Source organism: Streptococcus sp. V919 (assembly GCF_054353475.1).
Map to the genome: position 1 here is coordinate 736901 of NZ_JBTHHY010000001.1, position 12595 is coordinate 749495.

Sequence of the window (12595 nt, forward strand, 5' to 3'; positions counted from 1 at the left end):
TTACTCCAATATAAATCTTTCTGCTACTGTATCACCTAAGAAGAGACCTCTCTTAGTCATACGAACATGATCGCCATCAACCTGCATAAGACCTTGTTGAATCAAGTCTTTGATGATGTCCCCATAAAGTTCTTGGAAAGACTGTCCAAATTTTTCTTCAAATCTCTCCATGGAAACTCCAGACTTCTTGCGAAGTCCAAGGAACATCTCTTCTTCCATTTGCTCCCTTTGAGTCAGATGTTCTTCGTTGATACGAGCATTCCCATCTTCTACTGCCTTTAAATAATGGCGAATAGGCCCATGATTTTTATAGCGAATACCATCTACATAGCCAGATGCACCTGCACCAATACCATAATACTCAGCATTATCCCAGTACATAAGATTGTGACGACTTTCAAATCCTGGTTTAGAAAAATTAGAAATCTCATAATGCTCGAAGCCAGCTTTTTCTAGCTTTGAAATGATATACTCAAACATCTCAGCTTCTAATTCTTCCTTAGGAAGAGGTAATTTCCCTCGTCTCATACGATTCATAAAGACCGTATGGTTTTCCAAAATCAAACTATAAAGGCTCATATGAGGAATATCCAGAGCGATAGCCTTGGCAACATTCTCCTTAACCTGGTCCATAGTCTGACCAGGAAGTGCGTAGATTAAATCAATAGAGATATTATCAAAACCAGCCAATTTGAGGCGGTCAATATTTTCATAAATATCCTTCTCCAAATGACTACGCCCTATTTTTTTCAACATTTTGTCATCAAAGGTCTGAACACCTAGTGAAACACGATTGACTGCAGAATTTTTCAAAACAGCAATCTTATCAGCATCCAAATCACCGGGATTGGCCTCAATGGTCAATTCTTCTAAGACTGATAAATCTAAGTTTTTAGTCAATCCATCCAGAAGCAACTCTAACTGTGGCGCAGACAAGGCTGTCGGTGTTCCACCTCCAATATAGAGTGTACGTAATTTTTGAATATCATAAGAATGAAATTCTTGCAGTAGATGCTCTAGATAGCTATCCACCGGTTGATTCTTGATAAAAACTTTTGAAAAGTCACAATAATAACAGATTTGTGTACAAAATGGAATGTGCACATAAGCTGATGTCGGTTTCTTCTGCATAGTATTTATTATACCACAAAGAGTTCACTCAAGAAAAAAATCACCATTCCTGATTCATTTGAAAATCAGGAAATGGCGATTCTATTTAGTCTTCTTGAATATCGATGACAATTTCTTGACCATCTTCTTGATCTTCAACAACTACTTTTTCTTCCAATTGTTCTTTGAGACTGTTCAAGGTTTCTTTCGAAGCTTCAGTAGCTTGTTGAGCGTGATATTTTGCTTTATCGAGGACGGTATCGAGAGTAATTTCCCCAGATTCGATTTGTTCTTTTGTTTTAAGAACAAATTCTTTGGTTTGATCTTTGACATCAGTCAACTTTTCGCAGACTTGTTCTTTAGCGTATTCAGGATCTTCTTTCAAATCTTCAATAAAGTCTTGTGCTCGACTCGTAACTCGTTTCCCTTTTTCACTTGTTAGGAATAAAGCAACGGCAACACCTGAAACAGTTCCTAAAAGGATTGATGATAATTTACCCATGAGCTATCTCCTTTTTATTTTTTAAAAAATTTACTTGCAACACGAATGGCAGACAAACCAGCACTAGTCTTTAAAGTTTTTGAACCTGCAGATGAAGCTTTTTTACTCAAGACACGAGCTTGCTCATTTAGATCAGAAACAGAAACAGAAAGATCTGCAACTGCTGTAAAGAGTGGATCAATCGTTGCAACTTTAACATTGATATCGTCAGCAAGAACATTGACCTTTGCAAGTAGTTCGTTTGTGTGATGTAGAGTAACATTTACATCTGAAGTTAAGGTTTTAACAGTCGTTTCAGTTTCATCGATTACACGACCAACTTTTTGAAGGGTAATAATCAGATAAACTAAGAATACAACCAAGGCAATTGCCACAATGATATAAGCAACTTCTAACATTTTAATTCTCCTTTTTCACATTATAAAATGGTGCTTTTTTTCGATTTTGATAAACGATAATATAAATTCCAAGTCCAATTAATAGAACTGACAACCATTGAGATACTCGAAGTCCAAAGAACATGAGACTATCTGTTCGCATACCTTCAATGATCATACGTCCAAATCCATACCAAATTAGATAGAAGGCAGTGATATAACCACGACGAATACTCTTTAATCGACGTCTAAAAATAATAATCAACGTAAACCCAATGAGATTCCAGATAGATTCATAAAGGAAGGTTGGTTGCCGATATGAGCCATCGATATACATCTGATTCTTAATAAAACCAGGTAGGTAATCAAGATTTTCAACAGCTGCTCCGTAGGCTTCCTGGTTAAAGAAATTTCCCCAACGTCCTAGACTCTGCGCAATCATAACGCTCGGAGCTGCAATATCCAAGAAATCCCATGTGTTGATTAATCTACGATCAGAAAAGAAATAGAGTACGATTGCTCCGGTGATTAAACCGCCGTATATGGCAAGACCACCATTCCAGATGGCAAAAATCTCTCCCATATGCTGACTATAGTAGTCAAATCTAAAAATGACATAATAAAGTCGAGCACCAATGATAGCTAAAGGAAAAGCAATTAAAATAAAGTCTAAAATGTCATCGGATAAGATGTTCTTTTTTGGTGCTTCTTTACTTGCAAGATAGACTGCTAAAATAAGACCTGAAACGATGCAGAGTGCATACCATCTAATACCCAAAGGACCAATTTGAAAAGCAACTGGATCAATCATTCTTCATCTCGTTCCTTTCAATTAGTTTTGTCAATCGTTCTTCAAAGAGGCGTGTCGCATCAAAGCCCATCTCCTTCGAACGATAATTCATTGCAGCCGCCTCGATAACGACAGAGATATTACGTCCTGTTTTTACTGGGATACGAATACGTGGAATAGAAACACCTGAGATTTCCAATTCTTCCGCATTATTCCCCAAACGGTCAAAGACCTTATCGGTATCGTAATTTTCTAGATAGACAGCCAATTGAACTTGTGAAGAATCCTTAACGGCACTAGCCCCATAAAGGCTCATGATATCAATAATACCAAAGCCGCGGATTTCTAACAAATGTTTCAAGATTTCTGCTGGCTCACCCCAAAGTGTCATCTCATCTTTAGCATAAATATCCACACGGTCATCTGCAACTAAACGGTGACCACGTTTGACAAGTTCAAGTCCAGTTTCACTCTTACCGATACCACTATCACCTTGAATCAGAACACCCATACCATAGATATCCATCAAAACACCATGCACACTTGCGCGTTCGGCCAAACGAGAGTCCAAGTAACTTGATAGTTCACCAGATAGACGACTGGTTGCAGTACGACTTGTTAAAATAGCGATTTTACATTCTCTAGCAGCCTTTAGCATTTCTTCTGGAACTACTAAACCACGCGAAACAATAACTGCAGGTGTTTCTGGTTGAAATAATTTCTTCAAAACCTGGTAGCGGTTGTGAGAAGACATACTAATGAGATAGGACCACTCCTTCATTCCCAACAGTTGGATACGTTCTGGAGTATAGTAATCAAAATAGCTCGTCATTTCGAGACCTGGTCGACAAATATCGCCCGTATTGATTTCCTTTTCAAGTAATTCTGGCTCACCATAGACAATGTCTAGTCTGAGTTTATCAATTACTTCTTTAACTAAAACCGACATATTTTTCTCCTTCAATAAGGTTCTCCTACTATTATATCAGATTGTAGAAATAAGTTTATGTTTTTAACAGTCTTTACGCTATTTATTTAGGAAGAACTCTTTAAAAGATTTAACCTATAGAAAAAGAGATTAAACAACAAACTGTTATTTAATCCCTTCTTTAAAATCTATTCGAAAAAGTGATTAGTTAGAAGCTTTGTCATCACTAACTGGAACTGATTTTTCCTCACTAGTTTGGGTAGCATCTGTTGTAGGTTCAAAAGCTTCTCTAAGCGATGAATCTTTTGAAGTTGTTTCTTCTACACTCGTCGTTGTGGTAGTCACTCCATTTGAACGCCATCTACCATCACTAGCGACTTTATAGCCATCAGGTGTAATTCCATCACGAAGCATTTCACCACTTGGTTTGAAATAATACCAGTCCCCTTTTTTTTGAATCCAGCCAACTTGCATTTCACCAGCAATATTAAAGTAATAGTTATCTCCAGAGATTTCATGGATACCAGTAAGCATTTTTCCAGAATCACCATCTAGGAAGAACCATTTGCCAGAATATTTAAACCAACCAGTTTCCATGGCTCCAGATTCTTTATGATAGTACCAATCTTTGCCGTCAAATACCCATCCGGTTTCCATAGCTCCAGATTGGTTAAAGCTATATTTGACACCATCAATTTCCTGTCTACCGGTCACCATAACGCCGTCATTTTGATTCAAGTAGTACCATTTACCTGCAGATTTTATCCAACCTTTTTTCTGCTCACCGCTTGATGCATAATAGTACCATTTGTCTTCCGCTTGTTTCCAGCCAGTAACCATAGCACCACTAGTCTTAAAGCTATATTGTTGCCCATCGATTTCTTTGGTTCCTGTAACCATCTCTCCATCTTTCGAATCAAGATAGTACCAATCACCAGCATATTTAATCCAGCCTTTTTTCAGTTCACCACTTGATGCATAATAGTACCATTTGTCATCTGTTTGTTTCCAACCAGTAACCATAGCACCACTGTCTTTAAAGCTATATTGTTGTCCATCGATTTCTTTGTTTCCTGTAACCATCTCTCCATCCTTCAGTTCGAGATAGTACCAGTCATTATTGTATTTAAGCCAGCCTTTTTTCTGATCGCCACTGGATGTATAATAGTACCATTTGCTATCAAACTGTTCCCAACCAGTTGCCATGACGCCTCCATCATTGAAGCGATAGAGTTTACCATCAATTTTATTTAAACCAGTGAACATTTCTCCAGTTTTAGGATCTAGATAATACCATTTACCTGCATCATTGAGCCAACCACGTTTCATTTCACCTGAAGCGCCAAAGTAATACCATTTTTGGTGCGTATATTGCCAATAAGTTTCCATTTCTCCGGCTTCATTGAAATAGTACATCTTTCCATCAATTTCTTTGAAACCAATGGTCATATTTTTATTTTCATCTAGGTAATACCATTTATTACCGATTTTATTCCAAGATGATGCTCTTACCTCATTTGAAAGCGCACCTGTATCATCAAAGACCAGAGTTGCTCCATTCACTGTTCTGGTGCCAGTTTGCATAATCCCTTTTTCATCAAAGTAGTAGGTCTTACCATTAATGATAGCTAACTCAGATTCTTTTCGATATCCCTTAGAATCCACATAATACCATTGCTTGTCAATTTGAAGCCATTTGGAAGTTTGTAACTTCCCATCTTTATCCATATATAAAGACTTAAGAGTACCTTCGTCATCAAAATCTTGAAGCCATTTATCTTGTTGCAGATGTCCTTTCCCATTGAAGAAGTATTTTGCTCCATCAATTGTATGCCAACCTGTTGCCATCTGATCATCAGCGAAATAATACTTCTTATATCCATCTTCAGTGATCCAACGTGAATTCGTATTCGGAATATCTGGGAATTCTTGAGAAATATTATTAATGCCATCTGTTTTTATATCAAAAACAGTCGCATCTTTCTTATCACTTGAAGCATGAACAACTTGGACATTCATCTGTTTCAATTTATCTCTCGTTGCTTGGACATTTATATCCAATCCTGTTGTTTGCACAACAATAGATGGGGAAAGATTATTAAGAAAATTAATGCTGTTTGAAACTTTTCCGTCAAGGTGATGGTTCCATTTCATTAAATCGACTTTCCCAATTTGTGGGCCTAAGCGATCTTCAGCTCCATAAACGTTATCAAGATCCCCACCCAGATAAATTTTCTTCCCATTTACTGTAACTACAGCAACAATAGAATTGGGATTGTCATCATATACTTTCTTTAATTTCCCATCTGGGCCATATTCATTTTTGTAGTTATACAACTGAATATCCATATCACCCAATTTGAAATGACTATCATTATCTGAGATATCTTGAATAAGATTAACGCCATATTTTCTAGCGGCATTCAGTGCATTATTATAGTTAAAAAGATTATCCCACAAGCCCCATTGAGTGGCAATTCGATCATCCGAATATCGTTTTAGATAAAATTTATCAACCTTATATTTTTTTAGAACTTCATCAGCTCCACCAATATGGTCACTATGGACATGCGTTCCAAGCATAAAGTCCAACTTCTTAACACCTACATGGTCAAGATGACGGAAAAGTCGATCTTCAATTGCATAGACATTTGAAGTAATAATACCCGTTCTTAATGGATAAAGCGGATCGCTTCCATCTGGAAAGTCATAGTCTTCACCCATATCTATCAACGCATAATGCCCGTTACTTTCAAGTAAAATGGCATCAGTCCCTGGACTTCCTTTGGTATTAATGAAATGAATCCGATTGACGTCGGACCGCGAAGTTGTGTCCGCCTCTACTCTCGCGCCGACACTAAGAAACAAAAATGCTCCTAAAGCGACTGCGACTTTTGTTTTTCTCATGATAAAGCCCTCTCAGATTTTTTCTACTAATATATATAATTATACCAAAAAAACAAGAAAAAAGGGGGGGTAAAATACAAAATGTCATTTTTACTGCGCCAAATGACTTTAGCAACACTATTTCAGATTAATTGATGAGTTTTAATTTTCTTTTATCAGTAAATCTATTCTCAAAAATTGACTTTTAATAGTTTTTGTCAGCACCTATATCTAGCAGTTTTCCTATACTTCTGTCAGTATGTTTTTAATTTCCTCAACGAGGATACTTTCTCAACGTCAACATTTTAACTTTATATAAAACACCTAACTACAATCAAAAAGCTTCCAAGTTTAGAATATCTGTTTAACACTGAATTAACAATCTTCACTGTGATTTTACTCTTTGTGATTAGCAAAAAAAGACTAGATAAGTCTAGTCTTTCATTTCAAATTAGAATTTTTTACGTTTACGAGCTGCTTCTGATTTACGTTTACGTTTTACAGAAGGTTTTTCATAGAATTCACGTTTGCGTGTTTCTTGAAGAGTACCAGCTTTAGTAACCGCACGTTTGAAACGACGAAGTGCATCGTCAAGAGATTCATTCTTACGTACTACTGTTTTAGACATTATTTTCACTCCCTTCAAGTTCAAGATCTATTCTATTTTACATGTATTGATGAAAATTGTCAAGAAAAATAGTGCATTTCATTATTTTTCATTGACAAATAAAAAGGACCCTAAAGTCCTTTTTATTAACTATCTTTTTCTAAACTCAATTATTTAGAAAATTTCTTTTTCATAACGAGACTACCTGCCAAGATAGATACACCAGCAATTACTAATGCAATACCTGTAGACTCACCAGTATATGGAAGACCTGGCTTATCTTCTGTAGTAGTTGTCTCAGATACTTCTGGTTTTGAAGTGATTGTTGATGTTGTCGTCGGCGCTTCTGTTGTGGTTGTCGTAGTTGTGGTTTGTTCTTTTGGATTGACGATTGTTTTTGTAACTGATTTATCAGCTCCAAAATCTGTTGCATTCACTTCTGTGTCTGCTGCATTTATCACATAACCTGTTGGTGCTTCAACTTCAGTTAAGATATACTTGTCTTTCAAAAGGCCAGTTACTGTAATTTTCCCTTCAGCATCTGTAATATACTCACCAATCACTTGATTGTTAGCTTGTCGAACAACCTTAAATTTAGCACCAGCTACCGGTTGGTTTTCATCATCAACTTTATGGATATGAATCGTGAATACATATCCAATACCTGACCCACCAGATACTTGAACTACAGTTGATTGTACAACCTCTTTAATAGTTATTCCTTTACCTTTTAAGACAGCGTCATTATTCAAGATTTCGCCATCTGCTGGTGAATAATTGGCTTGAACATTATATTCAATGCGGTACTGGTCATTTTCTGTAATATCACCAAGTTGAATAACAAATGACTGACCATCTTCACTGACTGTAACAGTATGTTGGTCTGTTACATCTGTTCTATCTGTAAATTCCCATAGACCTTTCACATAGTCAAATTTACCCTTGATAATACGAATACTATCTTTGATATAAGATGCGTTAGAAAACTTCAAAGTGTCTTCTACAGTTGCATCTTGAAGGGATTCTTTGGTACGGTTAATTGAAATGGTGTAAGAAAGTGTTTTTTGATCTTCGCTACTTACCCATCCAGTTTTATTGATTAATTCAGGATTTCCATCTCCAACTCCAGTAAAGTTAACCTTACCAACGACTCGTGTTTTCCCATTAATGGTAACCTCGATAGGGATTTCTCCTTTTTCAGGGTGTTTTTGGAAATCCACTCGAGTATAGACAAAGAAAGATCCACTTGTATCAGAATGCTTTTCAACATAATCTGTATAAGTCAAGACAATATGTTTTTTTGTTTCATCAATCTTAGCATTTGCAATGACTTCATTTGTTTTTTCATCACGAATCTTAAAATTTTCTGATTCGATATATAAAGCATCTGACAAATCTACAACCGTGGTATCACCAGCTTTAACATCTTTATCTGTCAAATCATATGTTGCGTTAAGCCTAAATGTAACCCACTGTTCCAAATCTTTCTCAAGATTACCACCTGAATTATTTGCAATATCTAATGATGTTATGGCATCAATAGTCTTACTACTTGCTGCATTTTCTGCAAAAGCTTTGTTCAAGCTAAGAGAAAAAATGATCGTAAATAAGCAAATAATGAACGAAAAAAAGCTATTTTTTTCTTATTTACCTTAAATAGTCTCCTTAAATTTAATTGTTTAGACATTAAACGATTCAGTATACCAGTATTTTCTACTAAAGTCTAGTTTTATTCATAAAATAGTTTGAAATATATTTATAAAAAACACTTTTTATATATTTTACGTTTATTAGGTGTTGTTATTTTATAATTCGTTCTTTTTTAAATCTGACTGCTAGATATTTTTAAATGTTTACTTATCAAATATCAAACAAAAAGACCAATCAAAGTAAACCATAGATTGGTCTATATAAATGTCAACTTATTTCTTTAACAAGCTAAGTGCTTCTGCATCCGCAATAATAGTCACATCCGAATGATTTTGCAAACTACTTGCTGGTAGATTTTCAGTCACTGGACCTTCAACAGTTCCGGCAATAGCTTCTGCTTTTGATGGGCCATAAGCGAAGAGAAGAATAGATTTTGCATCTAAGATATTTTTAATACCCATTGAAATAGCTTGTGTTGGTACGTCTTCGATTTTATCAAAGAAACGAGCATTAGCCTCAATGGTAGACTGATCAAGGTCTACAAGATGAGTTTGGCTATCGAACGGAGTTCCTGGTTCGTTAAATCCAATGTGACCATTTCGACCAATTCCCAAGATTTGCAAATCAACCGGATGATCAGCAAGAATTTGATTATAGCGTTCTACTTCTTCTTCTGCATTGTCTTTGACTCCACGAGGCAAAAAGCTTTCTTTAAATGGCTTTTTATTGAACAGATGTTCTTGCATGAAATAACGATAAGATTGAGGATTATCTCCATCTAATCCTACATATTCGTCCAAGTTGACACTTGTAAGGTTTGAAAAATCAAGGTCACTCTCTACGATTTCTCTGTAGAACTCAAGTGGACTGCTACCTGTCGCAAGTCCTAATGTTTGAGCACCATTTGCTAACTTTTCTTTTAAAATTTCAAAAGCTACTTTTCCACCTTCTTCAGGATTTTTTACTTGAATAACTTTCATAATTGTTCCTCCATATTTCTTTATTTCATTATATGGTATAGACCAATTTTTGTCAAGTGTAAACGGTTTAATATTTTAAATTTTATAGGATAAAGTTAAGTAAAAAAAGAAGACTAAACTAGTCTTCTCTTTTTAAACTGTCAGAATGAATTAGTCTTCTTTTTTCTTTCTTGACAAAGCATAACCGGCAGTAGCTAAACCAATAAGTGCTGAATAAGTCATGAATGATTGTTCAACTGAACCAGTATTTGGCAATGATTTCTTAGATGATTCTGGTTTTGATTCTGGTTTTGATTCTGGCTTAGGCTCTGGTTTTGGTTCTGGCTTAGGTTCTGGCTTAGGTTGTGGTTTTTCATTTTCCTTGATAAGCACAACATTTTTATTCCATTCAACAACTGGTTTTTCTGTTTCTTTCTTAACAGGATCCTTAAGTAACTCAGGTGCTTCTGGTTTAACTGGCTCACTTGGTAAAACAGGTACAGTTTTATATTCTGGTTCTGTTGGTGGAACTGGTTTCTCTTTAACAGTTGGAACTTCAGTCAATTCTGGTTTTTCAGGTTTAACTGGAGGTGTTGGTTCTGTTGGTTTAACTGGCTCTTCACCTGGATCTTGAGGGAAGGCAACATTTGAGCTAATAGAGAACCAATAAAGAGTTGCTTCGCCTGTTGCGTTAGCACCTTTTGCTGTAAATTCAAGATGACCATCTTTCAAAATAACAGCACCACCACCATAGTAAAGGTAAGGGTTCTTAGGATCATCCCAACCCTTAGTTTCACTTGAAGAGTCTGCATTAAATGTAGCACCTTGAGCCATGTATTGATTTTGTTCTTTAGCAGATACTTCTTTTGTCGATGAATCTTGGTCTACACTTGAATTTGGAAGTTTAATAAACTCTTTGTCACCAATGTTTACAGACTCAATGTGAGGAGTATCTTGGTGTTTCATTTTTGGTGTGTATCTCAAAACACCTGATGTAGCGTCTACAGTGTAAGAACCGATAACGTCTGATTTATCACCGAATGTGTAATCTTCAGTACCAACTGAGTGACCATTTCCGCCACCAGATGCGTTCACTGTTGTAGCATCAACTGTTGTTTCTTCAGTTACTTTGAAGGCATCATCATCCCATGTTGCTTTTTGAGCAATAATTTTCAAAGGATTATCAGCATTGATATCAACTTCTGCACTACCGAAGTCAGCTTTACCGCTTTTCACAACGACGTCTGCACCATCAAGTTTTGGTTCACTTCCATCTGAATATGGATCCCAAGTTCCACGAACTGTATTGCCTTCGCTATCTTTAGCTTCAACAACTAGAGGACGAGGTTTGTCATTTTCAACATAAGATGCACCATTCCAGTGGTTAAGTGAGTTAAGGGCAAGAATTGCATTGTGTTGTGACAAATCAATCAATTGGTCATTTTCATCGTAAAACTCAATATCAACACCAACAGTTACTGGGTTTTCAGTATCTGTTGAGCTACCAATTGTCATTGTAACCGCTGGATCGTTATAAATTTGAACGATTCCTTTTCCATCTGATGATGGAAGGCTCTTCACTTCGTATTTATAAACAACTTTTGCAATACGTTTTTCTTCGCTACCTTTTACAATTTTAGCTTGAGTAAGTCCTGTGTATGTCACATCAAATTTATCTCCGACTTTTACAAGACCCCACTCGATTTCATTGTTAGCATATGGGTTTGTAGTTGTCAAATCGGAATCTTGTAGATTCTTAGTTTCATACATCTTAGTAGCTTTACCATCACCGTACATACGAGCTTGACCTTCTTTTGTCAAGTAAGTTGTTAATCCAGTTGTTTGGTGTGTAATTTTAGTTGTTTCACCATCAGCAAGTTCTTCAGAGAGGAATGTCAAATCTTGTTTGTATTTCTCAGGATTTCCACCACGCTCTGCAACCATCTTATTGAAGGCATCTTTAGCATCATCGTATTGTGCTTTTTTCTTGTTGTAAATTTCGAGCTCAATCAAGTAAGCAGCTTGTGCTTCATCATAAGCAGCTTTTTTAGTCTTGTAGTCAGCTAATTTAGCTTCATATTCTGCTTGAGCTAATTTATTACTTTCAGTAGCTTCTTGATTTGCTGTTACAGATGCATTGTATGCTGCAAGTGCTGTGTTATATTCTTCAAGCGCTTTTTCATAAGCAACACGTGCTTCTTCATTACTCTGTTCTACTGCTGTTTTTTCTGCTGATTTTTCAGTCAATTCTTTTTTATAAGCAGTAAGTTTTTCGTTGTAAGCTTCAAGCTCTTTATCGTAGTTTGCTTGTGCAGCAGCATTTTTAGCATCAACTTCAGCTTTTTCTTTTTCGTAAGCTTCTTGATTTGCTGCTACTTCAGCTTTATAATCAGCTACAATTTTATTAATATCAGTAACTTGTTTTTCGTAATCTTTAGCAGCAGCTTCCTCTGAATCTTGCTTTTTAGTCTCAGTTTCTTTAACTTCAAGACCTTCATTTGTGGCAGCAGTTTTAGCTTCTTCCAACTTCTCTGGAACCGCTACTTCTTTTGTTTCTTCTCCAGCTACTGTTGTAGTTGAAGTAACAGGTGTCGTTACTGATGAAGTTTCATCGGCTGATACAGTGGCAATACCTGCAGCAGCAATCATTGTTGCGACTGCAACAGAACCAAAAGCAACTGAGGTTTTTCTCAAAGCATACTTAATCGTTTTATTATTCTTTAACGATGACATGACAAACTCCTTCTTTTATTTAAGATTTAAAACATTCTCAAGAAAAAGATTTG

General features: G+C 36.1%; 10 protein-coding genes. All 10 read right to left on the reverse strand.

Annotated elements, in window-relative coordinates; translation table 11 throughout:
* A complete protein-coding gene (gene hemW, locus ACXYSK_RS03940) occupies window positions 1-1131 on the reverse strand; it encodes a radical SAM family heme chaperone HemW (protein ID WP_458625115.1) in 1131 nt (376 codons plus the stop codon).
* An 85-nt stretch (window positions 1132-1216) separates the two neighbouring features.
* Window positions 1217-1612 (reverse strand): YtxH domain-containing protein, encoded by a 396-nt coding sequence (locus ACXYSK_RS03945; protein ID WP_006150786.1) that lies wholly within the window; start codon window positions 1610-1612, stop codon window positions 1217-1219.
* 14 nt (window positions 1613-1626) lie between these two features.
* Window positions 1627-2010: a DUF948 domain-containing protein gene (locus ACXYSK_RS03950; protein WP_045615599.1), complete on the reverse strand. Its 384-nt coding sequence runs from the start codon at window positions 2008-2010 to the stop codon at window positions 1627-1629.
* Between the two features lies 1 nt (window position 2011).
* Window positions 2012-2800, reverse strand: a complete 789-nt coding sequence (lgt, locus tag ACXYSK_RS03955; RefSeq protein ID WP_458625116.1) for a prolipoprotein diacylglyceryl transferase — start codon at window positions 2798-2800, stop codon at window positions 2012-2014.
* The gene (gene hprK, locus ACXYSK_RS03960) at window positions 2793-3728 is read right to left on the reverse strand and encodes an HPr(Ser) kinase/phosphatase (RefSeq protein ID WP_458625117.1); all 936 of its coding nucleotides are present in this window, start codon (window positions 3726-3728) and stop codon (window positions 2793-2795) included. The genes lgt and hprK overlap by 8 nt, the downstream gene beginning before the upstream one ends.
* Before the next feature lie 183 nt (window positions 3729-3911).
* On the reverse strand, window positions 3912-6614 hold the full coding sequence (locus ACXYSK_RS03965; protein ID WP_458625118.1) for an MBL fold metallo-hydrolase: 2703 nt from the start codon (window positions 6612-6614) through the stop codon (window positions 3912-3914).
* Window positions 6615-7044: 430 nt separating this feature from the next.
* Window positions 7045-7221, reverse strand: a complete 177-nt coding sequence (gene rpsU / locus ACXYSK_RS03970; RefSeq protein ID WP_000048054.1) for a 30S ribosomal protein S21 — start codon at window positions 7219-7221, stop codon at window positions 7045-7047.
* 149 nt (window positions 7222-7370) lie between these two features.
* Window positions 7371-8783, reverse strand: a complete 1413-nt coding sequence (locus tag ACXYSK_RS03975) for an Ig-like domain-containing protein (protein ID WP_458625119.1) — start codon at window positions 8781-8783, stop codon at window positions 7371-7373.
* A 339-nt stretch (window positions 8784-9122) separates the two neighbouring features.
* Window positions 9123-9830: a glucosamine-6-phosphate deaminase gene (locus ACXYSK_RS03980; RefSeq protein ID WP_458625120.1), complete on the reverse strand. Its 708-nt coding sequence runs from the start codon at window positions 9828-9830 to the stop codon at window positions 9123-9125.
* A gap of 150 nt (window positions 9831-9980) precedes the next feature.
* Window positions 9981-12542: a GbpC/Spa domain-containing protein gene (locus ACXYSK_RS03985; RefSeq protein WP_458625121.1), complete on the reverse strand. Its 2562-nt coding sequence runs from the start codon at window positions 12540-12542 to the stop codon at window positions 9981-9983.
* Window positions 12543-12595 lie beyond the last annotated feature (53 nt).

Bases quoted from the DNA above. Each gene is read 5' to 3' on its own strand.
- lgt (WP_458625116.1), bottom strand. From the start codon at position 2,800: ATGATTGATCCAGTTGCTTTTCAAATTGGTCCTTTGGGTATTAGATGG.
- hemW (WP_458625115.1), bottom strand. From the start codon at position 1,131: ATGCAGAAGAAACCGACATCAGCTTATGTGCACATTCCATTTTGTACA.
- ACXYSK_RS03980 (WP_458625120.1), bottom strand. From the start codon at position 9,830: ATGAAAGTTATTCAAGTAAAAAATCCTGAAGAAGGTGGAAAAGTAGCT.
- ACXYSK_RS03950 (WP_045615599.1), bottom strand. From the start codon at position 2,010: ATGTTAGAAGTTGCTTATATCATTGTGGCAATTGCCTTGGTTGTATTC.
- ACXYSK_RS03965 (WP_458625118.1), bottom strand. From the start codon at position 6,614: ATGAGAAAAACAAAAGTCGCAGTCGCTTTAGGAGCATTTTTGTTTCTT.
- hprK (WP_458625117.1), bottom strand. From the start codon at position 3,728: ATGTCGGTTTTAGTTAAAGAAGTAATTGATAAACTCAGACTAGACATT.
- rpsU (WP_000048054.1), bottom strand. From the start codon at position 7,221: ATGTCTAAAACAGTAGTACGTAAGAATGAATCTCTTGACGATGCACTT.
- ACXYSK_RS03945 (WP_006150786.1), bottom strand. From the start codon at position 1,612: ATGGGTAAATTATCATCAATCCTTTTAGGAACTGTTTCAGGTGTTGCC.
- ACXYSK_RS03985 (WP_458625121.1), bottom strand. From the start codon at position 12,542: ATGTCATCGTTAAAGAATAATAAAACGATTAAGTATGCTTTGAGAAAA.